This is a genomic window from Pseudomonas lurida (assembly GCF_013522705.1).
Classification (GTDB): Bacteria; Pseudomonadota; Gammaproteobacteria; order Pseudomonadales; family Pseudomonadaceae; genus Aquipseudomonas; species Aquipseudomonas quebecensis.
In genome coordinates, this window is record NZ_JAAMRE010000003.1 from 180,187 (window position 1) to 204,553 (window position 24,367).

Annotated in this window: 22 protein-coding genes; 14 read left to right on the forward strand and 8 right to left on the reverse strand. The window is 63.6% G+C overall.

The window, feature by feature from the left end; all coding sequences use genetic code 11:
- Positions 1 to 14: 14 nt before the first annotated feature.
- Both G7025_RS04235 and acpP read left to right on the forward strand, forming a co-directional pair.
- On the forward strand, positions 15 to 266 hold the full coding sequence (locus G7025_RS04235; protein ID WP_181076819.1) for a hypothetical protein: 252 nt from the start codon (positions 15 to 17) through the stop codon (positions 264 to 266).
- 10 nt (positions 267 to 276) lie between these two features.
- Positions 277 to 516 carry an acyl carrier protein gene (gene acpP / locus G7025_RS04240; protein WP_181076821.1) on the forward strand — a complete coding sequence of 80 codons (240 nt, stop codon included), beginning with the start codon at positions 277 to 279 and terminating at the stop codon, positions 514 to 516.
- Between the two features lie 354 nt (positions 517 to 870).
- On the opposite strand, the gene G7025_RS04245 is transcribed toward acpP, so the two are convergent.
- Positions 871 to 1,797, reverse strand: coding sequence for an alpha/beta hydrolase (locus G7025_RS04245; RefSeq protein ID WP_181076822.1), 927 nt, complete (start codon positions 1,795 to 1,797; stop codon positions 871 to 873).
- Between the two features lie 141 nt (positions 1,798 to 1,938).
- Between G7025_RS04245 and G7025_RS04250 the strand changes: the two genes are divergently transcribed.
- The 5 genes from G7025_RS04250 to G7025_RS04270 all read left to right on the forward strand — a co-directional run bounded on the left by G7025_RS04250 (position 1,939) and on the right by G7025_RS04270 (position 6,688).
- Positions 1,939 to 2,526 carry an NUDIX domain-containing protein gene (locus G7025_RS04250; protein ID WP_181076825.1) on the forward strand — a complete coding sequence of 196 codons (588 nt, stop codon included), beginning with the start codon at positions 1,939 to 1,941 and terminating at the stop codon, positions 2,524 to 2,526.
- Between the two features lie 96 nt (positions 2,527 to 2,622).
- Positions 2,623 to 3,213, forward strand: a complete 591-nt coding sequence (locus G7025_RS04255) for an antibiotic biosynthesis monooxygenase (RefSeq protein ID WP_181076827.1) — start codon at positions 2,623 to 2,625, stop codon at positions 3,211 to 3,213.
- Positions 3,210 to 5,048 (forward strand): amidohydrolase, encoded by a 1,839-nt coding sequence (locus G7025_RS04260; protein WP_181076828.1) that lies wholly within the window; start codon positions 3,210 to 3,212, stop codon positions 5,046 to 5,048. Before G7025_RS04255 ends, G7025_RS04260 begins: the two co-directional genes overlap by 4 nt.
- A gap of 22 nt (positions 5,049 to 5,070) precedes the next feature.
- Positions 5,071 to 5,688, forward strand: coding sequence for an isochorismate family cysteine hydrolase YcaC (gene ycaC, locus G7025_RS04265; protein ID WP_181076830.1), 618 nt, complete (start codon positions 5,071 to 5,073; stop codon positions 5,686 to 5,688).
- 118 nt (positions 5,689 to 5,806) lie between these two features.
- Positions 5,807 to 6,688 carry a LysR family transcriptional regulator gene (locus G7025_RS04270; protein ID WP_181076832.1) on the forward strand — a complete coding sequence of 294 codons (882 nt, stop codon included), beginning with the start codon at positions 5,807 to 5,809 and terminating at the stop codon, positions 6,686 to 6,688.
- Here G7025_RS04270 and G7025_RS04275 read toward each other — a convergent pair.
- The gene (locus G7025_RS04275; RefSeq protein ID WP_181076834.1) at positions 6,675 to 7,712 is read right to left on the reverse strand and encodes an AraC family transcriptional regulator; all 1,038 of its coding nucleotides are present in this window, start codon (positions 7,710 to 7,712) and stop codon (positions 6,675 to 6,677) included. The genes G7025_RS04270 and G7025_RS04275 overlap by 14 nt on opposite strands.
- A 1-nt stretch (position 7,713) precedes the next feature.
- Positions 7,714 to 8,628, reverse strand: coding sequence for a GGDEF domain-containing protein (locus tag G7025_RS04280; protein WP_181076836.1), 915 nt, complete (start codon positions 8,626 to 8,628; stop codon positions 7,714 to 7,716).
- 398 nt (positions 8,629 to 9,026) lie between these two features.
- On the opposite strand from G7025_RS04280, the gene G7025_RS04285 reads away from it, so the two are divergent.
- The 5 genes from G7025_RS04285 (at position 9,027) to G7025_RS04305 (ending at position 15,521) form a co-directional block, all read left to right on the forward strand.
- Complete coding sequence (locus G7025_RS04285; protein ID WP_181076838.1) at positions 9,027 to 11,540, forward strand: TonB-dependent receptor; 2,514 nt, start codon at positions 9,027 to 9,029, stop codon at positions 11,538 to 11,540.
- 131 nt (positions 11,541 to 11,671) lie between these two features.
- Positions 11,672 to 13,537: a phytase gene (locus G7025_RS04290; RefSeq protein WP_181076840.1), complete on the forward strand. Its 1,866-nt coding sequence runs from the start codon at positions 11,672 to 11,674 to the stop codon at positions 13,535 to 13,537.
- A gap of 63 nt (positions 13,538 to 13,600) precedes the next feature.
- Entirely contained in the window at positions 13,601 to 14,293 is a 693-nt protein-coding gene (gene tolQ, locus G7025_RS04295) for a protein TolQ (RefSeq protein WP_181076842.1), read from the forward strand.
- A 14-nt stretch (positions 14,294 to 14,307) separates the two neighbouring features.
- Positions 14,308 to 14,754 carry a protein TolR gene (gene tolR, locus G7025_RS04300; protein ID WP_181076844.1) on the forward strand — a complete coding sequence of 149 codons (447 nt, stop codon included), beginning with the start codon at positions 14,308 to 14,310 and terminating at the stop codon, positions 14,752 to 14,754.
- Positions 14,751 to 15,521 carry an energy transducer TonB gene (locus tag G7025_RS04305; RefSeq protein WP_181076846.1) on the forward strand — a complete coding sequence of 257 codons (771 nt, stop codon included), beginning with the start codon at positions 14,751 to 14,753 and terminating at the stop codon, positions 15,519 to 15,521. Before tolR ends, G7025_RS04305 begins: the two co-directional genes overlap by 4 nt.
- A gap of 819 nt (positions 15,522 to 16,340) precedes the next feature.
- Here the strand turns inward: G7025_RS04305 and G7025_RS04310 are convergent.
- The 3 genes from G7025_RS04310 to G7025_RS04320 all read right to left on the reverse strand — a co-directional run bounded on the left by G7025_RS04310 (position 16,341) and on the right by G7025_RS04320 (position 18,356).
- Entirely contained in the window at positions 16,341 to 16,886 is a 546-nt protein-coding gene (locus tag G7025_RS04310) for a thioesterase family protein (RefSeq protein ID WP_181076848.1), read from the reverse strand.
- A 176-nt stretch (positions 16,887 to 17,062) separates the two neighbouring features.
- Positions 17,063 to 17,488 carry a hypothetical protein gene (locus tag G7025_RS04315; protein ID WP_181076850.1) on the reverse strand — a complete coding sequence of 142 codons (426 nt, stop codon included), beginning with the start codon at positions 17,486 to 17,488 and terminating at the stop codon, positions 17,063 to 17,065.
- 145 nt (positions 17,489 to 17,633) lie between these two features.
- A complete protein-coding gene (locus G7025_RS04320) occupies positions 17,634 to 18,356 on the reverse strand; it encodes a pirin family protein (RefSeq protein WP_181076852.1) in 723 nt (240 codons plus the stop codon).
- A 179-nt stretch (positions 18,357 to 18,535) separates the two neighbouring features.
- Here G7025_RS04320 and G7025_RS04325 point away from each other — a divergent pair, with 179 nt between their 5' ends.
- Both G7025_RS04325 and G7025_RS04330 read left to right on the forward strand, forming a co-directional pair.
- The gene (locus tag G7025_RS04325) at positions 18,536 to 19,486 is read left to right on the forward strand and encodes a GlxA family transcriptional regulator (protein ID WP_181076854.1); all 951 of its coding nucleotides are present in this window, start codon (positions 18,536 to 18,538) and stop codon (positions 19,484 to 19,486) included.
- A gap of 150 nt (positions 19,487 to 19,636) precedes the next feature.
- Positions 19,637 to 21,109, forward strand: a complete 1,473-nt coding sequence (locus tag G7025_RS04330) for a winged helix-turn-helix domain-containing protein (protein WP_181076855.1) — start codon at positions 19,637 to 19,639, stop codon at positions 21,107 to 21,109.
- Here G7025_RS04330 and G7025_RS04335 read toward each other — a convergent pair.
- Both G7025_RS04335 and G7025_RS04340 read right to left on the reverse strand, forming a co-directional pair.
- On the reverse strand, positions 21,056 to 23,827 hold the full coding sequence (locus tag G7025_RS04335; protein ID WP_181076856.1) for an ATP-binding protein: 2,772 nt from the start codon (positions 23,825 to 23,827) through the stop codon (positions 21,056 to 21,058). The two genes, G7025_RS04330 and G7025_RS04335, sit on opposite strands and share 54 nt — an antisense overlap.
- Before the next feature lie 58 nt (positions 23,828 to 23,885).
- Positions 23,886 to 24,284, reverse strand: coding sequence for a helix-turn-helix domain-containing protein (locus G7025_RS04340; RefSeq protein ID WP_181076857.1), 399 nt, complete (start codon positions 24,282 to 24,284; stop codon positions 23,886 to 23,888).
- Between the last annotated feature and the right edge of the window lie 83 nt (positions 24,285 to 24,367).

Consider the following 24,367-nt stretch of genomic DNA (forward strand, 5'->3'; position numbering starts at 1 on the left):
CCAGGAGAATGGCCATGACTAAATCCGAGTTGAAGCAGTTTTTACAAGTCAATATCGACCGAAAAGCCAACATCATCCTCGACGAGCGTGTGCGGTATGACGACGCAGCTATCGGCGAGTTGAAAATTTACGCCTGTCTGCGGCGCATCCTGAATAAGAACGCAACACTTGAGGACATTGGCGTGTTGCATGCCGTCGACAAACTACTGCATGCGACCGGCGTACTGGGCCCCAAAGAAACGCTCGGCTCCAAGGTCACCCAGTGAGGATATTTAAATGAGTGACATCGAACAGCGTGTAAAAAAAATCGTTGCCGAACAGCTGGGCATCGCAGCAGCCGACGTCAAGAACGACAGTTCATTCGTGGACGATCTGGGGGCCGACTCACTGGACACGGTGGAACTGGTGATGGCTTTGGAGGATGAGTTTGAAATGGAAATTCCAGACGAGGAGGCCGAGAAAATCACCACGGTTCAACTGGCCATCGATTATGCGACGTCACACGTTAAGCCATAGCACAAACCCACACCACTGCGGTGGCTAGGCATCCCCGTGCAGCGCCTCCAGCTGGGGTTGCGTATATGCCTCGATATTCGACGCATGCGACTCGGTGATCAGGCTGCGCAATCGCAGTGGCGAGGGTTTTGCTGGCAAGCCCCTTTGCCGAAGTGCCAAACCGCACAAAAAAATCGTAAAAAAATAAAAAGAGTTGTCCACGAAAACCGTGGGTATCTCTGTGGATAACTTTGCCGGACCCCGGCGGGGTTGGCGATTTCGCCGAAGGTCATTATTTGATCAACCGGTGGTTTGGCCCAGCATGGCCAGGGTTTGCGCTTGACAGGCCTGTTCGAACCCAGTGCCGAAAAGCGCTCAAGAGTCGCCGTCACGGCTTGTGGAGTGGGTAATGGCCTGGGTCGGCATCTTCGATTGCATCAGGTGATCAAGGGCCTCACGGTATGTGCGGCCGGCCAGGCTCATGCTGTTGTTATGGCTGGCACCCGGCACCAGCAACAGGCGCTTGGGTTGCTGGGCGGCGGCGAACAATTGCTCGCTGAAGCGCGGCGGTACATAGCGGTCGTCCAGGCCGTGCACCACCAGCAGCGGCATGCGAATGTCGGCGATCTTGTCGATGGAGTCGAACTTCTGCGACAGCAGCCAGCGCACCGGCAACGACGTATCGGCGACGGCCGTAGCCACATCGGCCAGGGAGGTGAAGGTCGATTCGATCACCAGCCCGCGTACCGGCACGGGTGACTGCCGGCCCAGTTCCGCCGCCAAGTCGATGGCCACCGCACCGCCAAGCGAGTGCCCGTAGATCAGGCGTTTGCGTGGATCGGGTTGCAGCACCTGGAAGCGTTCCCAGGCGATGCGTGCGTCCTCATATACCGTGGTTTCGGACGGCAGGTCGCCGTGACTTTGGCCAAAGCCCCGGTAGTCGATGGCCAGCACCGAAAAACCCAAGGCATGCAATTGCTCGATGCGAAACAGTTGCCCGGTCAGGTTCCAGCGCACGCCGTGCAGGTAGAGGATCGCCGGCGCGTCCTTGCTGGCCGCCGGGTACCACCAGGCGTGAATGTTCTGCCCCGCTTTGAAGCTGGCCGGCTTGAGTTCGAATTCCTGCACTGCCTTGGGCAGGCCGCTGTACCAACTGGCGGTGCCCGGCTCGATGCGAAACACCAGCTCGCGCTCCTTGTGTTGCAGCAGACTGCAGCCCACCGGCAGGCCCACGATCAATAACGCCATGCACAGCAGGGGAAACCAGCGCAGGCCCAGGCGAGACAGCAAACGAGACGACATGAACGTTCCAGGTCAACGGATCAAGCAGGGTTTTTACCAGATGCTCCGCACCGGCAGGAACTATTTCGACCATCGTAGGCCGGCTTGACGCTGGCGACAGCTGCGGGACATGCTCCTGCTCTTTTGAGCAAAGGCCCGATCATGGACAGCAGCCCCGTACGCATCACCGCCGAAGAAACGCTCTCGGACAACTGGTACAACCTCAAGAAATACAGCTTCGACCTGCGCCGTCGCGATGGCAGCTGGCAGGCCCAGACACGCGAGGTGTACGACCGTGGCAATGGCGCGACCATCCTGCTGTACAACCGTGCGCAACGCACCGTGTTGCTGATCCGCCAGTTTCGCATGCCCACATTCGTTAATGACTACCATGGCTACCTGATCGAAACCGCGGCCGGCCTGCTCGACAATGCCAGTCCCGAAGAACGCATCCGCCTGGAAGCCGAGGAGGAAACCGGCTACCGCGTCGGGCATGTCGAGAAGGTGTACGCGGCATTCATGAGCCCCGGCTCGGTGACCGAGCGCATCCACTTTTTCATCGGCGAATACCAACCCGCCGACCAGGTCGGCCAGGGCGGTGGCCTGGAAGAAGAGGGCGAAGACATCGAAGTGCTGGAGCTGGGTTTCGAACACGCATTGGCGATGGTGCAAAGCGGCGAGATCGTGGATGGCAAGACCATCATGCTGCTGCAGCACCTAGAGTTGCGGATGTTGAAAGAAGGCTGGTAGGCCACCTCATCCACACAGCACGTATATCCAATTTTCCCAAGCCCGCCCCCGGCAAACTCCCCTCATCGCTGAAATCTCGAAGCAGAGGGGCACGCCATGGAACCAGCACCCAAGACAGGGCCCGACGAAATCGTCACCCTGGTGGTCAAACACCGCATCAAACCCGGCCTTGAGGCGGACTACGAAGCCTGGCTGCGGCGCATCGTGCGCATTGCCGGCGAACGGCCCGGGCACCTGGGCGTCGACGTGGTACGCGGCAAGCAGGACGGCCTCGCGCTGTTTACCTGCGTGCTGCGCTACCGCTCCACCGATGACCTGGAACGCTGGCTCGACTCCCCCCAACGCAAGGCCCTGATTGACGAAGCCGCACCGATGCTGGCCGATGGCGACCAGACCGAAATCGGCGCCGCCAATGAATTCTGGTTCACCCCGCTGGCCGACAGCGCCGCCAAGCCACCGCGCTGGAAGCAGGCCGTGGTAACGCTTTGCGTCATCCTGCCGCTGACCTTGCTGGTGCCGATCGTCTGGGGCCCGGTGCTACGCCTGCATCCTTTGCTCTCCAACTATGTGGTGTCCACGTTCCTGGTCACCGTGACCATCGTGGTGCTGGTGGTGTACCTGCTGATGCCGGCCGCCACACGCCTGTTCGCTCCCTGGCTCGAAGCCTCTGTAAAGGAAACCCTATGAACGCTGATCTGATCCTGTTCAATGGCCAGTTCCACACCGTGGACCGTGAAAACCCGCGTGCGACCGCCGTCGCCATTCACCAGGGGCGCTTTGTCGCCGTCGGCACCGACGGTGAAGCCCTGGCGCTGCGCGGCAGCGCAACGCAGGTTATCGACCTCAAGGGGCGCACGGTCATCCCCGGCCTCAACGACTCGCACCTGCACCTGATCCGTGGCGGCCTGAACTACAACCTCGAACTGCGCTGGGAAGGCGTGCCGTCCCTGGCCGATGCCCTGCGCATGCTCAAGGACCAGGCCGACCGCACCCCGACGCCGCAGTGGGTGCGGGTGGTGGGCGGCTGGAACGAATTCCAGTTCGCCGAAAAACGCATGCCGACCCTGGAAGAACTCAACCAGGCCGCGCCGGACACCCCGGTGTTCGTGCTGCACCTGTACGACCGCGCCTTGCTCAACCGAGCGGCTCTGCGCGTGGCTGGCTACACCAAGGACACGCCGAACCCGCCGGGTGGCGAGATCGTGCGCGACAGCAATGGCAACCCCACCGGCATGCTGGTGGCGCGGCCCAATGCGATGATCCTGTATTCGACCCTGGCCAAAGGCCCGAAACTGCCATTGGAATACCAGGTCAATTCGACTCGCCAGTTCATGCGCGAACTCAATCGCCTGGGCCTGACCAGCGCCATCGATGCCGGCGGCGGTTTCCAGAACTATCCCGATGACTACGCCGTGATCGAGCAATTGGCCAAGGACCAGCAGCTGACGGTGCGCATCGCCTACAACCTGTTCACCCAGAAGCCGAAGGAAGAACTCAGCGACTTCAAGAACTGGACCGGCAGCGTCACCCTGCATCAGGGCGATGACTACCTGCGCCACAACGGTGCCGGTGAAATGCTGGTGTTCTCCGCCGCCGACTTCGAAGACTTCCTCGAACCGCGCCCCGATCTGCCGCTGACCATGGAGCAGGAACTGGAACCGGTGGTGCGTCACCTGGTGGAGCAGCGCTGGCCGTTTCGCCTGCATGCCACCTACGACGAATCGATCTCGCGCATGCTCGACGTGTTCGAGAAGGTCAACCGCGATATTCCGTTCAATGGCCTGCCGTGGTTCTTCGATCACGCCGAGACCATCACCCCGAAAAACATCGAACGCGTACGCGCCCTGGGCGGCGGTATCGCGATTCAGGACCGCATGGCGTTCCAAGGCGAATATTTCGTGGAGCGCTACGGCGCCAAAGCGGCCGAAGCCACGCCGCCGATCAAGCGCATGCTGGCCGAAGGCGTACCGGTAGGGGCCGGCACCGATGCCACGCGGGTCTCGAGTTACAACCCGTGGACCTCGCTGTACTGGATGGTCAGCGGTCGCACCGTCGGCGGCCTGGAACTGCACGCCGAAGGTCTGCCGCGTCTCACCGCGCTGGAACTGTTTACCCATGGCAGCGCCTGGTTCTCCTCGGAGCAGGGCAAGAAGGGCCAGATCAAGGTCGGCCAATTGGCGGACGTCGCCGCGCTGTCGGCGGATTTTTTCAGCGTCGATGAAGAAGCCATCAAGTGGATCGAGTCGGTGTTGACCGTGGTCGGCGGCAAGGTGGTGTATGGCGCCGGCGACTTCGAAAATTACGCACCGCCGCGCGTGCCGGTGCTGCCGGACTGGTCGCCGGTGGTCAAGGTGCCGGGGCACTGGCGCCCCAGCTCGCCGTTGCAGGCCCAGGTTCATCAATGCAGCGGCCCGTGCGGCGTGCATGCCCACAGCCATGAAAAGGCGCGCCTTTCCAGTGTGCCGGTCAGCGACTTCCAGGGTTTCTGGGGCGCGTTCGGCTGCTCGTGCTTTGCCTTCTAATCCCAACCCAAGGAGTTAACCCATGACGTACAAGCGCTTGAACAAAGATGACGCAGTGGTGCTGTTGGTGGATCACCAGACCGGCCTGATTTCCCTGGTGCAGGATTTCTCCCCCAACGAGTTCAAGAACAACGTGCTGGCCCTGGCCGATGTCGCCAAGTTCTTCAACCTGCCGACCATCCTCACCACCAGCTTCGAAAGCGGCCCCAACGGCCCGCTGGTGCCGGAGCTCAAGGCACTGTTCCCGGACGCGCCGTACATTGCCCGGCCTGGCCAGATCAACGCCTGGGACAATGAAGACTTCGTCAAGGCCGTCAAGGCGACCGGTCGCAAGCAGATCATCATTGCCGGTGTGGTGACGGATGTGTGCGTAGCGTTCCCGACCCTGTGCGCCCTCGACGAAGGCTTCGACGTGTTCGTGGTCACCGACGCGTCCGGCACCTTCAACGAAACCGTGCAACAGGCCGCCTGGGCACGCATGACCGCCGCCGGCGCGCAACTGGTCAACTGGTTCGCCGTGGCCTGCGAGCTGCAGGTTGACTGGCGCAACGACATGGAAGGCCTGGCCAACCTGCTGTCGCCGCGTATCCCCAATTACCGCAACCTGATGAACAGCTACTCGGCGTTCACGGCCAAGTAAGCGGTTTTCAAGTCTGTAGGTCATCAATGTGGGAGGGGCTTACCCCCTCCCACATTTTATTTGTGGTGTTGCGACCGTCCGGTTATAAAACCCTTCAAATGTCCACCGAGAAGCGACAATGAACCCCTTCGAAGACATGCGCCTGTTCTGCCAGGTCATGGAATCCGGCAGCTTTACCGCCGCCGCCGAGCAACTGGGCCTGTCCAAGCAGTTTGTCAGCCGTCGCCTGATCCAGCTGGAAGACCGACTGGGCGTGCGCTTGCTCAATCGCTCCACGCGCCGCCTGGATGTCACGCCCCTGGGGCAGAGCTATTACGAATCCGCCTTGCGCCTGCTCGGTGAAGTCGAGCAGGTCGAGCAGGGCATCGCCGGGCAAAACAGCGAGCCGCGCGGGACCATTCGCCTCAGCGCGCCGTTGTCGTTTGCCATTGCCCACCTGGGTTGCCTGTTGCCATTGTTCCTGCAGCGTTATCCGCAGGTCACGGTGGAGGTGGACCTCAGCGACCGTCCCGTGGACCTGATCGGCGAGGGCTACGACCTGGTGCTGCGCATCGGCACCCTGGAGGACTCCACATTGATCGCGCGGCGCATCGCCAGTGTCGCGCGGGTCTATTGCGCCAGCCCGGATTACCTGGCGCTGCGCGGCACGCCGCTGAAACCCGAAGACCTGGTCGACCACGACTGCCTGCCCTACGGCCACGGCCGCCAAGTGCAATGGCGCTTCAAAGGCAAGGTGCAGGCGCTGAGTGTCAGCGGGCGCATGCGCGTGAACAACGGCGATTTACTGCGCGACACCGCGATTGCCGGGTTAGGCGTCACCTACCTGCCCACTTTTATCGTCGCCGAGGCCCTGCAGGACGGGCGGCTGGTCACCGTCCTGGATGCGTTTGCCCCCGAGGCCTTGACGCTCTCGGCGGTGTATCCGCAGCACCGGCAAAGCTCACGGCCGGTCCAGGCGCTGGTGGAGTTTTTGCGCGAGCGCCTGGCTAGCGGCTGTTGAACAACTGACGGATCAGGCTCGGCGTGCTGCCGGTCCAGCGCTTGAAGGCGCGGCGGAAATTGGCCGCGTCGTTGAAGTTCAGATACGCCGCCACCTCATCGTTGCTGTAACCCTTGACCTGATACAGGTGCAAGGCCACCTGTTTGCGCACGCGGTCGACCTGTTCCTGAAAACCGGTGGCGTGTTTGTGCAGTTTGCGCTTGAGGGTCGCCGGGCTCATGGCGAACGCCTGCGCCGCCTGTTCCAGGTTGGGCGGCTGGCGCACCTGATCGCGTAGATAATCGTAGAGGCAGTCGAGAAAACTGTCGGCGAAGCCCAGCTGGTCGATCTGTGCGCGGGCCTGTTGACGCGCAACCTGAGCGGCGGTGGCCGAGGCGCCGGGCCAGGCCTGCGCCAGGTACTCGCGGGGGATGCACAGCATGTCCAGGGGGCGTGCGAAGCGGGTGTCTTCGCCCAGGTGCACCCAATACTGCTCGACGTAGCGCGGCTCGTCGTGGCTCAAACTGCAGGCCCAGGGCAGGCGCTGGCCGCTGAGCCATTGGCTCATGGCAACCAGCGAAGTCATGCTGGCCTCGAGCAGAAAGCGCCAGTGCTCGCCCGCCCCGCAACTGTCCTGCCAATACAGGTAGGCGTGGTGTTCGTCCAACTCCAGATGCAGCGCTACCAGCGGGCTGAGCAGCACCTGCAACTGGATCAGTACCTCCAGCGCCTGGTGCAGGTTCTGCGCATGGCCCAGGGCGTGGCTGGCGGCGCCGTAGTAACCGGGCAACAGGCGTTGGCCGAACAGAAAACTGCTGTCGTCGGCGTCGAGCAACCTGCGGCTGTTGCCGATCAATCCCAGAAATTGCTGCGGGCTCAAACGCGCGTTGCCGGCCAGGATGTCTTCGTGGAACAAGCCGGTACCGCGCAGCAGGCGATGGCTGTCGATGTCCCGCGACAAAGCCAGGTCGATCAGCGTGGCGGGTTGATAGTGCCCAGGGATGAAGCGGCTGTCGCTTTCATACCAGCGGGTTTTGATCGCCATGTCAGGCACTTTTCGCCAGGGGTTGCTTGGCCTTGGCCAAGGCCAGGTTAAGGCGTTTGAGCAGGTCGTGGGGTGGCTCGTCCAGGGCCATCACCACCGCCGTGGAGGCCGCCAGCTGCAGGCGCTCGCCCTGTTGGCGGGTCTTGTGGGCCAGGCCACGCACCGCTTGCTGCAATTCCAGGGCAATGTCCTGGGCCTGGCGCTCGCCAGTATTGGGCAGCAGCACCACAAAGCGGTCGCCGGCCAGTCGGCACAGCAGGTCCTGGCGACGCAGGTTGAGCAACAGCAACTGGCTGAGGGCCTGCAACACCGCATCGCCCTCGGCATGCCCATAGGCCTGGTTGATGGCCGCGAAGTTATCCAGGTCCAGGGCCAGCAGCGACAGCGGTTGGGCCTGCTCGCGGCTGTCCTGCAGGCTCTCGGCCAACTGACGCTTGAGGTAGTCGGCACCGCCCAGGGGCGTGAGCTTGTCGAACAGCCGATGTTCGCGGAACACCCGCTCGCGTTTCTCCATTTGCGCGCTGATCGCCAGTTGCTCGCGGTGCCAGTGGTAGATGCCGAGGGTCAACAGGATCATGCCGACCGGCATCGGCCCGGACTCCAGCCAATGGTCCCAGGTGACGCTGTCGGGCAAGCGGATAAATTCGTCCAGACTGTCGATCCACCAGGAAAAGAAGATGCACGACAGGCCCAGTACCAGGTAGTTGGTGACCCGTCCGGCGGGGCGGCTTTTCAGCACCAGGCCCAGCCACACCAGCGCCAGCAGCGCCGAGCCGCCTTCACCGACGATATCCAGCCATTCCCATTCGCTGACGCTTTTGAGCTCGCCACAGGCCAGGTGCAGCATCAGCCCCAGGTTGGCGGCAAGCAGCAGCAGGGCGAGTTTCCAGCGGTGGGGTTTGAGCACGGAGAACATGGCCGCGAGTCCTTGGGCAAAGAAGCGAAGGGCGCCAGCACAGCAGATGGATGTGACGGTTGGATGACAACGGGGAAGGGTCGAATCAGCTCACCCCAAACACGCTGCGCCACAACAACCTCATTTTCTCATGCTATGTAGATACCTATTCCCCTGATGGCGGTGGGGCAGCTGGCATATCTGTCGGCTGCTAGACCGCCATCGGGGGCAAGCCTCCTCCCACAGGGGATATTTGCAGGTCATATCAGCTCATTTCGTCTCAGTTCATGGCTGAAAGCCGCGGTTTACAGGGCTTTACGCCGATCGCTGTCACAGAACCGTCATCCCCCACCCCTAGCGTGCCCTCCCAGTTGCCGGGCCTTTTGCCTGGCGCCGAACGGATTCTTGGGGAGGATTGCATGTACAAGCGCACCGGGCTCGTCAGCTTCACGCTTACTGCCTTGGCCCTGGCGATAGCCAGCGAGCGGCTCTATGCGGCTGACGTGGCCGCCACCGAGCATGTCGACGTGGTCGGCCAGGCCGCCGCCATCAGCCAGGCGCTCAAGGAGCAGCGCAGCGCCGACAGCATCAAGAGCGTGGTGCACGCCGACGGCGTGGCCCAGTTGCCGGACGAGAACGTCGCCGAAGCGGCGCAGCGTCTGCCTGGCGTCAGTGTAGAGCGCGACCAGGGCGAAGGGCGCTTCGTCAGCGTGCGCGGCCTGGGCCCGGACCTCAACAGCGTGACCATCAACGGCACGTTGGTGCCATCCCCGGAAAGCGCCCGCCGCGCCGTGGCCCTGGACGTGTTGCCATCGGAGCTGGTGCAGTCGCTGTCGGTAATCAAGACCCTCACCCCGGACATGGACGCCAATTCCCTGGGCGGCACCGTCGACGTACAAAGCCTGTCGGCCTTCGATCACAAGGGCCTGTTCTACACCGGCAGCAGCGAAGCCAGCTACGACAAGAACACCCGTCAGACCAGCCCCAAATTCTCCGGGGCCGCCAGTAACCGCTTCAGCCTCGGCGATGGCATCGACAACTTCGGCGTGGCCGCGGCGCTGAGCTGGCAGAAGCGTGATTTCGGCTCGGACAACGTCGAGACCGGTGGCGCCTGGGACTTCACCGACGGTGCGCGGCTCAACGAGTTCGAGCAGCGCGACTACGACATCAGCCGCGAACGCGCCGGCGGCGGCCTTAACTTCGACTACAAGCCCGATGACCTGAGCAGCTACTACCTGCGCACCCTCTACAGCCGCTATACGGACACCGAAACCCGCAACTCCACCAGCCTGGAATTTGCCGACCCACAGGCGCCGGGCCAGTTGGGCGATGCCGAGGGCAAACGCAAGCTCAAGAACCGCGAAGAGACCCAGGAGATCCAGTCCTACGTGTTCGGCGGCGAACGCATGCTCGGCCTGTGGACTCTCAGCGGCCAGGCCGGCTACAGCCAGTCCAGCGAAGACAGCCCGGCGCACATTGCCGGCGCCACCTTCGACGGCGGCGACTTCGCCGACAGCGGTTTCTACGACAAAGACAAACCGCGCCCGATCATCGGCAGCGCGTTCTACGACCCGGCCAACTTCACCCTCGACAAAGTCGACTGGGAAAAACAGAACACCAAAGACACCGAGAAAAACCTGCGCCTGGACCTGGCCCGCGACTACGACCTGAGCGGCTACGCGTCCCAGGTCAAATTCGGCGGCAAGGTCAGCCGGCGCAACAAGGACAACGACCTGCAAGCCTGGGTCTACAAGGATTTCGACAGCCTGGGCTTTACCGACCAGCAGCTCAACCTGACGCAGTTCCAGAAGGGCAACGTCGACTATCGCTTGGGCAACTACGGCCCTGGCATCAGCGCCAGCGGCATCAAGCAGTTGATCGGCGGCCTCAACCGCGCGGACTTCTACGACGAGACCGAATCACGGGTCAACGACTTCACCCTGCGTGAAGACATCAACGCCGGCTACCTGATGAACACGATCGATATCGACGACTGGCGCTTTATCGCCGGCCTGCGCTACGAAGGCACCGAGTTCGAAGCCAAGGGCACCGGCGCCACCGACGGGCAATTCACCGCCACCGACACCCGGCGCCGCTATCATCACTGGCTGCCGGGCCTGCACGCGCGCTATCAGATCGACAAGAACACCCAGGTGCGCGCGGCCTGGACCAAATCCGTGGTGCGCGCGACTTTCGGCCAACTGGCGCCGGGGTTTGTGATCGACGATGACGAAGCCACCTTCGGCAATCCGGACCTCAAACCCCTGGAGTCGAGCAACCTGGACCTGGGCATCGAGCATTTCATGGGGCGTGCCGGCACCGTCTCGGCGTTCGTGTTCTACAAGGACATCCAGAACTTCGTCTACAACACCGACCTGGCCGGCAGCGGGGCCTGGGCCAACTTCGCCGAGGCCCACACCTACGCCAATGGCGACAGCGCCAAGCTGTATGGCCTGGAGCTGGCCTACTCGCAGAAATTCGACTGGCTGCCCGCGCCGTGGAACGGCCTGCTGGTGGGCGCCAACAGCACGTTCAGCCGCTCCAGCGCGGACATCGAAGGTTTCGACGCTGCCAGCGGCACTAATCGCAAACGCAACATCAGCCTGCCCAGCCAGTCGGACACCGTCGGCAACCTGATGCTTGGTTGGGAAGACGACAAGCTCAGCCTGCGCCTGTCGGCCAACTATAAATCGGCCTACCTGTATGAGCTGGCGTCGATCAACGACAAGGCCCACGACCTGCATGTCGACGCGCAGACCTTCGTCGATTTCAGCGCGCGCTATTCCCTCAGCAAGAACCTGCAAGTCAGCTTCGAGGCCCAGAACCTGACCGATGAGTCGTACTTCGTCTACACCGGCCACCGCGGCTACAACGGCCAGTACGAAGAGTACGGCCCCACCTACAAAGTGGGCCTGACCTTCACGCATTTCTAACTCACCCAATTCCAATGTGGGAGGGGGCTTGCCCCCGATGAGGGCCTGGCAATTGACGCATCAGTAGCTGACCCACTGCAGCCCCCCAAGCCCACAGCGTTCTGCATTTTTGTCGAAGGATTTGTTCGTTCATGAGAATTTCCAAGCTGTACCTGCTGATCGCCCTGGCCACCAGCGGCCATGTCTCTGCCGCCGACCTGGCCCTGACCCCCTGGGCACCCAGCCTTAAGGCCGAAGCCGTGGCCTTCCTGCCCAATGGTCAGACGCGCCTCACCGCCAGCCCGCGCGACGGTCTGCAGATGCTCGACAGCCAGGGCGCCGAACTGGCGCGTTTCAACGGTCACTTCAGCGGCCTCGATACACGTGCCACCGGCACCCAGGCAGTGGTCGCCAGCCTCGACAACGACCGCCAGCAGGCACTGCTGGTCAACCTCGATTCCGCCGCCAAAACTTGGGGCCAGCCGTTGTACCTGCCGCCTCGCGACTTCCCGGTGAACGGTCTTTGCCTGTATCGCGACGCGGCAGCCAACCTGTTTGTGTTCCTGGTCGGGGAGGAGGGCAAGGGCGAGCAGTGGCTGGTAGGCAACGGCTCGACACTGCTTGCTGAAGCCCGCCGTGTGCGTGGGGTGCCGCTGCCGCCATCGGCGCAGTTCTGCCAGGTGGACGACGCCACGCAGCAACTGGTGGTGAACGAAGAAAATGTCGGGTGGTGGGCCTACCCGGCGCATCCCGAGGCAGCGGTCAAACGCACGCCGGTGGCGCTGTTCGATGATCCCAAGCGTGAAGCCGGGGCCATGGCGCTCGTGCCGGGGGGGATGGTTGCGCTGGACCCGAAAACCGCGCAACTGCATCTGTTCCAGCACACCGGCACGCGCTGGGTGGAGCAACCGAGCCTGCGCCTGCCCGGCCTCAAGGAGCCGGAGCAACTGGCGGTCAATGGTCGGCAATTGCTGGTACGCGATGACGACAACGGCCAGCTGTACCAAGGCACCCTCGACTGGCAGGCCAAACCCGTGCCGGTCGCGCCGGTGCTGCCGGAGGTCGCCGCGCTGCGCCAGAGCGAACCGGTGGGGCGCCAGGGCGATGCGGCGGATGACCCGGCGATCTGGGTTCACCCCGAGCACCCAGGGCAGAGCCGCGTTCTGGGCACCAACAAAAAACAGGGCCTGCTGGCCTACGATCTCGACGGCAAGTTGCTGCAGGAGCTGGCGGTGGGGCGTTTGAACAACGTCGACGTGCGCCCGCGTTTCAAGCTCGGCCGGCAAACGGTTGACCTGGCCGTGGCGAGTAATCGCGATCGCAACAGCCTGAGCCTGTTCAGCATCGACCGGCAGACCGGCGAGTTGCGCGAGGCCGGTGAGGTGCCGACGCCGCTCAAGGAGATCTACGGCATGTGCCTGTTCCAGCCTGCCGGCGGTGAGCTTTATGCGATTGCCAACGGTAAGGACGGCACCTTCCTGCAATACCGCCTCAGCGCCCCGGACGGTCACGTGCGGGGCGAGTTGGTGCGCCAGTTCAAGGTCGATAGCCAACCTGAAGGCTGCGTCGCCGACGATCAGCGCCAGCGTTTGTTTATCGGCGAGGAAGACGTAGGCGTGTGGGCCGTGGATGCCCGCGCCGATCAACCGGCGACATTGACCAGTGTGATCAAGGTCGGCGCGCACCTGCAGGCGGACGTCGAGGGCCTGGCGCTGTACCAGAGCGCGCAGCATGACTACCTGGTGATCTCCAGCCAGGGCAATGACAGCTACCTGGTGCTGGATGCCGAACCGCCGTTCGCCAGTCGCGGTGCCTTCCGGGTCGGCCTGAATGCCGCTGCCGGTATCGATGGCGCGTCGGAAACCGATGGCCTGGAAGCGACTGCCATCAACCTCGGCGGGCCGTGGAGCCAGGGCATGCTGGTGGTGCAGGACGGGCGCAAGCGCATGCCTGAGCAAACCCAGAACTTCAAGTTTGTGCCCTGGGCCGATGTGACCCGCACGTTGAAACTGCCCTGAGCTGTCATCAGCCAGTCATGACTTTTTAATCACTGCACGTTAAACCGATAGAGGACATTCACCATGCACGCGACGATGGAACATATGACGATCTGGGGCCTGATCAGTGACGCCAGCCTGTTGGTCAAGGCGGTGATGATTACTTTGCTGCTGGCCTCGTTGTGCAGCTGGTACCTGATTATTCAGCGCGGCACGGTGCTGCGGCGTCTGGAGCGGCAGTTGAACGGGTTTGTGCAACGCTTTCGCGCGGCGCCGGATTTGCAGGGGCTTTACCGCGACACCCTGCAGGCGGGCGAGGGTGGAGTGGCGCCGATCTTCATCGCTGGGGTCCAGGAATACCAGCACCTGCACAGCCATGATCCGGCAGTGCTCGAAGGCGTGGAGCGGGCCTTGCAGGTGGCGATCACCGCGCAGGAAATCGAACTGGAAAAAGGCTTGCAGTTCCTGGCCACCGTGGGCTCGGTGAGCCCGTATATCGGCTTGTTCGGCACCGTGTGGGGCATCATGAATTCGTTCCTCGGCTTGTCCCAGGTGCAGCAGGCCACGCTGTCCACGGTGGCACCGGGGATTGCCGAGGCGTTGATCGCCACGGCCATCGGCCTGTTTGCGGCGATTCCGGCGGTGATTGCCTATAACCGTTTTTCGGCGCGCAGCCAGACCTTGCTCACCCGCTATTACGCCTTTGGCAACGAGCTGCAAGTGCGGTTGCATCGCACCTTGCGCGGTACGCCAATCAACCTGGCCGTGGCCGCCTGAGCAGGAGCACTCCGATGTTAGTCAGGCCACAACGCAAGCACGGGCCCAAGGCCGAAATGAACGTGGTGCCGTATATCGACGTGATGCTGGTGCTGCTGGTGATCTTTATGGTCACCGCGCCGATGCTGACCCAGGGCGTGAAGATCGAACTGCCCAAGGTCGCCGCCGAGGCGCTGGCCACCGACACCCGCCAGCAAATCCTCACCTTGTCGGTGCAGGCCGACGGCGGCTACTACTGGAACCTCGGCGAGGAACTGGACACCCGGCACCAGACCGACAGCGCAGTGAGCCTGGAAGAAATGGGCGCCAAGGTCGCGCAGGTGGTGGCGGCGCGCAGTGACACCCAGGTGTATATCCGTGCCGACGACAATGCCGGTTATGGCCGTGTGGTGGCTGCCATGGCGGTGTTGCAGAAGGGCGGTGTCAGTAACCTGGGGCTGGTGACCGAGGCCCCGCAATGACGGCGATGATTATGCACAGTCCAACCTTGCCGATGGCCTCCGCGGCGCCTTCGGGCTTCTGGCGCAATAGCCTGGCCGCCGGCCTGGCGGTGGCCTTGCATGTGATTGTGCTGGCGCTGTTGATGCTGGGCTGGGCGCCACAACCGCCCACGCCGGAGGCCCCGAGCGTGATGCACACCCAACTGGTGATGCTGCCCCCGGCGCCGGTCCCAGTACCGGCCCCCGAACCGGTTGCGGTAACGCCGCCAGCGCCGGAACCGGTGGTACTGCCAACGCCGGTCAAACCCGCAGTCGATCCTCGTGTGCAAGCACAAAAGTTCGAAAAAGCCGCCCTGGCGCGCAAGCGTGTCGAAGAAAAGAAAGCAGAGCAGCAACAACAGCAGCGCTTGGCCAGCGAACAGCGCGAGCGTGAACAGGAACAGCAACGCCAGGCCCAACAACGCCAGGCCGCCGAAACAGCCCGCGCCGCCGTACCTGCTTCGGCTCCGGCGTTCGACAGCCGCCAATACATGCCATTGAGCAAGGAAGCCCCGGAATACCCCGAACGGGCCCTGGACAAAAACATCGAGGGCGACTGCTCGGTGGAGTACACCGTCAACCCCCAGGGCCGCGTGGAAAACCCCAAAGTACTGGACGGCTGCCACCCGTTGTTTATCCGCCCATCATTGGCGGCGGCCAACACCTTCCGCTACCAGCCGAGGATCGTTGATGGCAAGGCCGTGGCCGTGCCGGCGGTGCGCAATACCTTTCACTACCGCATCAAATGACCGACCGGGCCTTGCGCCAGTCCTAAGACCAGCGGTAACCCAAGGTGGGATGGGGCTTGGCCGATAGCGGTGGGTCAGCAACACAGGTATCGACTGAGCAGGCCCCATCGGGGGCAAGCCCCCTCCCACAGTTTTGACGGTGTTCACTTGAGCACAGTGGTCCCCGGCTCGGTCGTCAGGTGTTACACCCATCCAAAGGCCAACGGTAACCAGAGTGGGAGGGGGCTTGCCCCCGATGGCGGTGGGTCAGCAACACAGGTATCGACTGAGCAGGCCCCATCGGGGGCAAGCCCCCTCCCACAGTTTTTGACGGTGTTCACCTGAGCACAGTGATCCCCGGCTCGGTCGCCAGGTATTACAGCTATCCAGAGGCCAGCGGTAACCCAAGGTGGGAGGGTTGTACACCCCTCCCACAGTTTTGACGGTGTTCACCTGAGCACAGTGGTCCCCGGCTGGGTCGCCAGGTATTACAGCCATCCAGAGGCCAGCGGTAACCCAAGGTGGGAGGGTTGTACACCCCTGCCACAGTTTTTGACGATGTTCACTTGAGCACAGTGGTCCCCGGCTCGGTCGCCAGGTATTACAGCTATCCAGAGGCCAGCGGTAACCCAAGGTGGAAGGGTTGTACACCCCTCCCACAGTTTTGACGGTGTTCACCTGAGCACAGTGGTCCCCGGCTCGGTCGCCAGGTATTACAGCCATCCAAAGGCCAGCGGTAATCCAAGGTGGGAGGGGGCTTGCCCCCGATAGCGGTGGGTCAGCAGCGCAGGTATCGACTGACCGAGCGCTTTCCACCGGGTTTGTGTCACGAAAAAATGCCTAGGGGATCTGCTCTTCAGTGCGAAGTTGCACACTCATTTCATCGCAGCTGCGTGCCCAGTCCTGCAGCCACTGCGGCATGGGCGGCGAAGCTTCGTCCAGTCCCAGTTCCCGGACAAACTCGCTTGGCGGCAAGGTGCCCTTGGCCGAGCGGAACAACCCGCGCATGACCACCACTCCAACCACGCGGCCGCGACTGACGAAACGATGTTCCATCAGGCTCCACTTAGCGTCCCAGCCGAGCATGCGGGTGTGCACTTCGAAGGCTTCGAACAGCTTTAATTCACGGCGGAATTTACCCCAGGTATCACCCACGATCGGCAGCGCTTTGTGCCGCAGTGCGACGCGAAACGCCCCGGTGCGCAGCACGAAATCCATGCGCGCCACGTCCGCCAGGGAAAAGTAGCGGCCATTAGTGACATGCCGGTTGATGTCCAGGTCCAGGGGCCATACGCGCATACGCACCACCGTAGTGGCCAGGCCATGGGCAGGTTTGCGCCAGGGACGACGGCACAGCAGGTACAGCAAGCGAAACCACAGATTCATCAGCCCATCCGAGTCTTGATCAAAGGGTGGCACTTTAATGAGCGGGCGAGGGCTGGGGTAGGTCTGCAAATGACTGATTTCAGGCAAACCGTGCGATTGGGTGAATCGGCGCTATTACACGCGAAAAAAAACCGGCTGATCAGGCCGGTTTGGGGTACCTCGCAAACAGCGAGGGGTCAAGCATGGTTGTCCAGCAGACGATCCGCACCGCCTTCAGCCAGGCCGCGTTCCTGCAGACGGTCCGCACCGCCTTCAGCCAGGCCGCGTTCCTGCAGACGATCCGCACCGCCTTCAGCCAGGCCGCGTTCCTGCAGACGGTCCGCACCGCCTTCAGCCAGGCCGCGCTCCTGCAGACGATCCGCACCGCCTTCAGCCAGGCCGCGCTCCTGCAGACGATCCGCACCGCCTTCAGCCAGGCCACGCTCCTGCAGACGATCCGCACCGCCTTCAGCCAGGCCGCGTTCCTGCAGACGGTCCGCGCCACCTTCGGCAACACGTGTTTCCATCAGACGATCCGCGCCGCCTTCGGCCACGACGGGGTGAGCAAAAGCGCTGGTAGCGAGTACCGAGAAAGCGAGGCTAAGCAGGAGTTGGCGTTTCATGAGTGTGTGCTCCGAGTCATTAAGTTGGGGTGTTGCCGGGTATGGGTTGAATGTTACGCCTTGCATTATTGAAGAGAACTTCATTGGGCTGATGGTGACTATCGACGCCAGCGATGGCCCGTTGTCCGGGTCACCGCACGGTCGGTCATGGCATCTGCGGTAAGTCAAGCGGGCGCAGGTCGAACACCAGCACCTCGGCGTCCTCGCCCTGGCTGAGGCGAATCTGACGTTCATCCCGCACGCGGGCACCGTCGCCTTCCTGCAAGCGTTGGCCATTGATTTGCACGCTGCCCCGGGCGACATGAATGTACGCATGGCGGTCTGGCGGCAGGTCGAGGGTGGCGGTTTCATCGCCGTTGAACAGCCCGGCATACACCCGCGCGTCCTGGCGCACGCTCAAGGAGCCGTCGGTGCCGTCCGGCGAGATGATCAACTGCAGACGCCCACGTTTCTGCGCTTCGCTGAAGTGCTCCTGCTGATAGCGCGGCTCGGCGCCGGCCACCGAGGGCACGATCCAGATTTGCAGGAAGTGCACGCCACGGGTCTGGCTATGGTTGAACTCGCTGTGGGCCACGCCGCGGCCGGCACTCATCAGTTGCACATCGCCGGGGCGGATCACCGAACCGGTGCCCAGGGTGTCCTTGTGTTCCAGAGCACCTTCCAGCACGTAGGAAAAAATCTCCATGTCGCGGTGCGGGTGCTGGCCGAAGCCTTTGCCGGCGGCGACGCGGTCATCGTTGATGACCAGCAGGTCGGAAAAACCCTGCTCGGCGGGGTTCCAGTAGTTGGCGAACGAGAAGGTATGGAACGACTTCAACCAACCGTGATTGGCGGCGCCGCGTTCGGAAGCTTTGCGAAGGGTCAGCATGGTCTTGTCCTCAAGTAAGCGCGGGCTGCGACATGCAGGGCGCTGGCGTTGAGAAGAAGGCTACTGGTTGCCATAGAATTCATTAAGAAGATCAAAACTGAATAACTGTCCACTTATGGTTGACAGTCGCCGGCGTGCCATAATGGCCGCCGCATTTCCTTCTCTGGAGCTTTCGCTGTATGAAAACCGTGGCCATGGCGCTGTTCCCGGACTTCCTTCTGCTCGACATGGCCGGTCCGCTTGAAGTGTTTTCCATTGCCAACCGCTACCTGCCGCCCACGCAGCATTATCGGATCCTTACCCTGGGCACCGAGCCCGGCCCGTTGCGCGCCTCCAATGGCGTGATGGTGCAGGCCGACCTGTTGCTGGAGCAGGCCGACGATGCCTACGACCTGCTGCTGGTGCCCGGTGGGCCGGGGGCCTACAACGAGTGCCATCCGGCGTTGCTGCCGTGGCTCAGGGCGGCGGTGCCACGGGCGCGACGCTACGGCTCGATCTGCACGGGTGCCTTTGTGCTGGGGTACGCCGGGCTGTTGGACGGCCATCGCGTGACCACCCACTGGCACTACACCGAGCGATTGATCAAGGCCTTTCCCGAGGCCATCGTCGAGACCGATCGCATCTACTTGCAGGATGGTCGCCTGATCACCTCCGGTGGGGTCACGGCGGGGATCGACCTGGCGCTGTCGGTGGTCGCCCAGGACCATGGCAAACAGGTCGCGGTGGAAGTGGCCAAAGTGCTGCTGGTGGTGATGAAGCGCCAGGGCGGCCAGGCCCAGTTCAGCCCCATGACCTCAGCCGTGGCGCCTCAGGAAACCCCGATCACCCGCGTGCAGAACCATGTCCTGGCGCACCTGGAGCAGTCTTTCACCATCGAATCCATGGCCGCGCTGGCCGGTATGAGCGCACGCCACTTTGCACGGCTGTTCGCCAAGGACGTGCAGATGACGCCCATGGCTTTTCTGCAGGGCGCGCGCATCGACCGCGCCCGGCATCTGCTGGAAACCACCGAGCTGCCGCTCAAGACCGTGGCGTTCCACGCCGGGTTCGGCAGCGTGCGGCATATGCGCTTTCTCTTCAGTGAAAAACTCGGCCTGACCCCGACCCAATACCGACAACAGTTCAGTTAACGACAGCGTGTCCGTCTGGCGCACCGGATTGTCCGTATCGCTCCCTGTGCCAGCATTGTCCCGTCATGGCCAGCTGGCAAGATAGCGCCAGGCCCATGGAAAAGGATGCGCGAACGCCCAAGACCGGGTGTTCCAGCGCGATGACGAGACATGAACAACCTTCAGTCGATGGGCGCTGATGGCACGCTGCGCTTCGGTGCTTATGTCTTCCACCGTCAGCAACGCCTGGTCAGCAAGGCGGGTTGGCCCGTGCCCCTGGGCGGGCGGGCGCTGGATATTCTTGCAGTGCTGCTCGAGGCACCAGGGCAATTCGTCGATAAGGCGACCTTGATCGAGCGCGTCTGGCCGTGCAGCGTGGTGGAAGAAAACAACCTGCGCGTGCACATCGCCGCCTTGCGCCGTGCCTTCGATGGGCAGCGCTACATCCTCAATGATCCTCAACGCGGCTACTGCTTTGCGGCCGTGGTACAGGGCGCGCCGCTGCTGGCTGCGGCGCCGCAGCACAACCTCGGCGCCCGACTCAGCCCGGTGATCGGGCGCGACGAGCTGCTGCGCATGCTGGCCCGACGCTTGTCCGGGCAGCGCCTGATCACCCTCAGCGGGTACGCCGGCGTGGGCAAGAGCACCTTGGCCCTGGCGCTGGCCGAACGCGTCCTGCCGCGCTACCGCGACGGAGTGTGGTGGGTGGAACTGGCCACGGTGAAGGCGCCGAGGGCGATGTTCGAGCAAGTGGCGGCGGTGTTGCAGCTGCAACCCCCAGGCACTCCCGACGAGCTGGCGCGTCAATTGGCGTCGCGTCAGTTGCTGCTGGTGCTCGATGGCGCCGACCTGCTGCTGAGCGCTTGCCGCCAGTGGCTGCGAGCAATACGCGCGTACGCGCCACGGGTCAGCGTCCTGATCAGCAGCCGTGAACCGTTGCACCTGCCCGGCGAATGGGTGCAGCAGGTGCCGCGCCTGGCGGTGCCGGCGCCGGCCGCGCTGGGCAGTGTCGAACAGGCGCTGGCCTGCCCGGCGGTGCAGTTGTTCGTGGCGCGCGCACGCGCCGGTCAGCAAGGCTTCGTGTTGCGCCCCCAGGATCTGGCGCCGTTGCGCGATATCGTATGGCGCCTTGACGGCCTGCCTTTGGCGCTGGAACTGGCGGCGGCGCAGGTGGACGCCCTGGGCATGCGTGGTGTGCAGGCGCAACTGCGCAAAGGCCTGCAGGTATTGACCCGAGGGCGCCGCACCGCAGTGGAACGTCACCGGTCCCTCATGGCCGCACTCGATTGGACCTATGAGCGCCTGAGCCTGCCGGAACGCTGGTTGTTCCTGCAATTGGGCCTGTTCAAACAGGCGGTGGACCTGCCGACATTGAGCGCGCTGGTCACCGGCACCGAACTGGAACATGCCGACCTGTCATACGTGCTGGCGCGCCTGGTGAATGTCTCGCTGCTCAGCGTCCAGCCCGGCCCAGGCGCCCGTCGCTATCGCCTGCTTAACTGCCTGCGCAGCTACGCCTTGGCGCAATTGCGCGACCCGCGCCAGGTGGAGCGCCTGCAGCACGGCTACACGCATTACCTGGGAACGTTCTCAGGCCGGCCGTTTGTCCTGCAGCTGGTCGAGCAGGCGGCGAGCGTCGACTAGATCCGCCGTGGCGAAACCTTCGCTGAAACGCTCATACACGGCCTTGAGCATGTCCCGTGCAGCATCCGCGCGGCCCTGGCCCTGCCATACCCGCGCCAATGACACAGCGCTGCGCAGCTCCCAGGCCAGCGCACCTTGGCGCCGCGCCAGCTCGATCGCCTCCTGCAGCAGGGTTTCGGCGGCCAGCGTGTCGCCCTGGCGCAGCCGTTGTTCGGCGCTCACTCGCAGAACCTCCGGCGCACACCAGCCTGCGGCACCGCTGCGGGCGCGGGCCTCGCCGTGCTCATCGACGTCGCTGGCGCCCAGGGTGATCAGGATGTCATCGATCAATCCCAGGCCCTGCAGGTCGTTGCCGGTCAGGATTCCCGCGTAATGCGCGGCCCAGGTCTGGAACAGCTGCACGCCATGCTTGTGCGACTGCTCCAGCAGCAGCGCCTGCAGCGACTGCGCCGCAGCCTGGTCGCCGTTATAGCGGGCAATTACCACGCCCGCCAGGGCCAGGGTGTAGCAGATCGACGTGCCGTGGTTGATTTGCTGTGCCAGCTCCAAGGCCTGGCGGGCGGTGCGCCAGGCGCGTTCGGCATGGCCTTGCAGCCACAGGATGCGCGCCAGCACGGTCAGCGAGGCGACACACTGGTCGTATTGCACACCAATGCCGTGGGCGAACCGGTTCAAGTGGCCGCTGTGGGCCATGCGCTGGAGCACCTGCTCGGCATTCTGGCGGGCCAGAATCTGGTTGCCCGTGTAGTGCTGCGCCAACACTTGCAGGCGTTGATTGCTCACGCCCAGCAAGGGGTCGGTGCGCGGGTCCAGGCGGTCGAACTGTTGGCTCTGCGCCAACGCTTCGCCATAGCGACCGCTACACAGATTCACCGCCAAATGCCCGGAGATCGCACGCAACTGCCCGCTCAGGTCCTGGCATTGCTCCGCCAGGCGCCTGGCATCGTCGAACGCCGCGCCGCTCTGAAAGGCGCCGCCCACGGCATGGTATGACAGGCTGCCGAGGGCCAGTTGCAGCTGCATGGCCAACTGCGGGCAGGGCACATCGGTATTGGCCATCAGGTCCAGGGCCTTGCCCACGTACAAACCGTGTTCGCGCAGCAGTGACAACTCCTGCCACAGCGGCATCGTGCTGACGGTCAGGCGGATGGCCAGCGCGTGCGCGCCTTTTTCGCCCAGGCCCCAGTCGAGCGCGGCGCGGATATCTTCGCGCAGCGGTGCGTAGCGATCGATCCACGGCTGCGTGGCCAACGATGACCAATCGGCCTGCGCCTGTTCCATCAGCGCCAGGCAGCGCTCGGCGTGGCGCTCGCGGGTCGCGTCGAGTTCCTGGGCGAGGCTGAGTTTTTCCAGGGCGTAGGCGCGCGTGATATCCAGCAGGCGATAGACCATGTCGTCATCGCCGGGCTCGACGTTCAGCAGCGATTTGCCCACCAGCTGGGTGATCGCGCCGGGCACCTGCGCCGCCGAAAGCGCTTGGCCGGCGATGACCGCTGTGGCGCTGGCCAAACTGAAGCCATCGCGAAACACCGCCAGACGGCGCAGGCAGATCTGCTCGTCGGCGCCCAGCAGGTTGAAGCTCCAGTCCAGCGTGGCGCGCAGGGTGTGATGGCGGGGCAGGGCATTGTCCCGGCCACGGTTGAGCAGGCCGGGATTGTCGTCCAGTTGCGTCAGCAGTCCCGGCAGGCCGAAGCGCTCGATCTGCGCCGCTACCAGTTCGATGGCCAGGGGAATACCGTCGAGGCGTTGGCAGATATCGATCGCCAGGGGCAGCTCGGTTTCGCTGAGTTCAAAGTGCTCCTGATGCGCCATGGCCCGTTCGATCAGCAGTTGCAGGGCCGGGTAGCCAAGGGCCTGGGCGCGGTTGACACTGGCGGATGGGCAGGCCAGCGGGTCCAGGCGCTGCACGTACTCACCCTCGGCGCGCAGCGCTTCGCGGCTGGTGGCCAGGATGTGCACGTGAGGGGCGTGGCGCAGCAGGGTTTCGCTGATCAGCGCGATGTCGTCCAGCAGGTGCTCGCAGTTGTCGATCACCAACAGCAGCTGACGCTCCTGCAGGCTGCGCGCGAAGGTCACCAGCGGCCCGTGTGCGGCCGGTGCGAGGTCGAGCAGGGCGGCGAGGTTGGGCAGGATCAGCGACGGTGTGCTCAGGGGCGCCAGGTCCAGCAGGTGAATCCCGTCGCGGTAATGGCCGATCAGCAATTCCGCCACGCGCAGCGCCACGGTGGTCTTGCCGATGCCGCCGGCGCCGGTCAGGGTCACAAAGCGTTGTGCGGGCAACTGCTGCACCAGGCTGTCGATCAGCGCGTGGCGCCCAATCATGCGAGTACGGCGCAGGGGCAGGTTGTGGCATGGACGCTGGGGAACACCGTCGCTGGGCAGGCTCATCGGTTCAATGCTCAGTGGCGCAACAAAACTGTAGCCGCGCTGGGCCACCGTGACGATATAACGCTGCCCGGCCTGGCCATCGCCCAATGCCTTGCGCAGCGCCGCCATGTGCACCCGCAGGTTGCCGTCTTCCACCACGCTTTTAGGCCAGACCCGCGCGATCAGTTCCTGCTTGCTCACCACATTGCCGGCCTGCTCCAGCAGGATCAGCAGAATATCCACCGCCCGCCGGCCCAGGCGCAGGGGGCGATCGGCCTCCAGCACCAGGCGTTGGCGTGGGTGGACGCGGTAGGGGCCGAACTGCACGGCCTGATCACGAAGGTCACTCATGGGTGGCCATGCTCTGGGAACGGTAGGCGGCCAGCATAGGCCAGGCGCGTGCATACCACTAGGCGGCGATCACCTGCGACTTGTGACGCAGTTGGTGATTTCGCCAGGTCATCGGGTTGACCCCTTCGCTGCGGGTGAACATATGGCAGAAGTGCGCCTGGTCGCAGAACCCGCACTCCAGGCTGATTTGCGTCAGGCTCAGGGAAGACGAAATGATCAGCTCTTTGGCGCGCTGGATGCGTTGTTGACGAATCCATTCCTGGGGCGACAATCCGGTGGTGCATTTGAACGCCCGGGAGAAATGGCTGCGCGACAGCGCGCAGGCCTGGGCCAGGTCGGCGATGGCCAGGCTTTCGCCCAGGTTGGCCAGGATCAGTTGTTTGGCGATACGTTCGCGCCGGGGGCAGAGGCCGCCGGTGGCGGGCAGGCGGGGCGCACAGTACTCAAGTCGGGCCATGACAGTTATCCGCAGTCGATGGGAACGTTCCCGGTGAATGGATGCAGTGTAGACCGCTGCATTCTTGGCGCCGGAGCCTGTGC

Coding starts and splice junctions, on each gene's coding strand:
- G7025_RS04235 (WP_181076819.1), top strand. CDS start 15: ATGACTAAATCCGAGTTGAAGCAGTTTTTACAAGTCAATATCGACCGA.
- G7025_RS04275 (WP_181076834.1), bottom strand. CDS start 7,712: ATGGCGATCAAAACCCGCTGGTATGAAAGCGACAGCCGCTTCATCCCT.
- G7025_RS04335 (WP_181076856.1), bottom strand. CDS start 23,827: ATGAGTGACCTTCGTGATCAGGCCGTGCAGTTCGGCCCCTACCGCGTC.
- G7025_RS04260 (WP_181076828.1), top strand. CDS start 3,210: ATGAACGCTGATCTGATCCTGTTCAATGGCCAGTTCCACACCGTGGAC.
- G7025_RS04270 (WP_181076832.1), top strand. CDS start 5,807: ATGAACCCCTTCGAAGACATGCGCCTGTTCTGCCAGGTCATGGAATCC.
- G7025_RS04315 (WP_181076850.1), bottom strand. CDS start 17,488: ATGAAACGCCAACTCCTGCTTAGCCTCGCTTTCTCGGTACTCGCTACC.
- tolQ (WP_181076842.1), top strand. CDS start 13,601: ATGCACGCGACGATGGAACATATGACGATCTGGGGCCTGATCAGTGAC.
- G7025_RS04245 (WP_181076822.1), bottom strand. CDS start 1,797: ATGTCGTCTCGTTTGCTGTCTCGCCTGGGCCTGCGCTGGTTTCCCCTG.
- G7025_RS04290 (WP_181076840.1), top strand. CDS start 11,672: ATGAGAATTTCCAAGCTGTACCTGCTGATCGCCCTGGCCACCAGCGGC.
- G7025_RS04285 (WP_181076838.1), top strand. CDS start 9,027: ATGTACAAGCGCACCGGGCTCGTCAGCTTCACGCTTACTGCCTTGGCC.
- G7025_RS04250 (WP_181076825.1), top strand. CDS start 1,939: ATGGACAGCAGCCCCGTACGCATCACCGCCGAAGAAACGCTCTCGGAC.
- acpP (WP_181076821.1), top strand. CDS start 277: ATGAGTGACATCGAACAGCGTGTAAAAAAAATCGTTGCCGAACAGCTG.
- tolR (WP_181076844.1), top strand. CDS start 14,308: ATGTTAGTCAGGCCACAACGCAAGCACGGGCCCAAGGCCGAAATGAAC.
- G7025_RS04310 (WP_181076848.1), bottom strand. CDS start 16,886: ATGAATCTGTGGTTTCGCTTGCTGTACCTGCTGTGCCGTCGTCCCTGG.
- G7025_RS04340 (WP_181076857.1), bottom strand. CDS start 24,284: ATGGCCCGACTTGAGTACTGTGCGCCCCGCCTGCCCGCCACCGGCGGC.
- G7025_RS04280 (WP_181076836.1), bottom strand. CDS start 8,628: ATGTTCTCCGTGCTCAAACCCCACCGCTGGAAACTCGCCCTGCTGCTG.
- G7025_RS04320 (WP_181076852.1), bottom strand. CDS start 18,356: ATGCTGACCCTTCGCAAAGCTTCCGAACGCGGCGCCGCCAATCACGGT.
- ycaC (WP_181076830.1), top strand. CDS start 5,071: ATGACGTACAAGCGCTTGAACAAAGATGACGCAGTGGTGCTGTTGGTG.
- G7025_RS04325 (WP_181076854.1), top strand. CDS start 18,536: ATGAAAACCGTGGCCATGGCGCTGTTCCCGGACTTCCTTCTGCTCGAC.
- G7025_RS04255 (WP_181076827.1), top strand. CDS start 2,623: ATGGAACCAGCACCCAAGACAGGGCCCGACGAAATCGTCACCCTGGTG.
- G7025_RS04330 (WP_181076855.1), top strand. CDS start 19,637: ATGAACAACCTTCAGTCGATGGGCGCTGATGGCACGCTGCGCTTCGGT.
- G7025_RS04305 (WP_181076846.1), top strand. CDS start 14,751: ATGACGGCGATGATTATGCACAGTCCAACCTTGCCGATGGCCTCCGCG.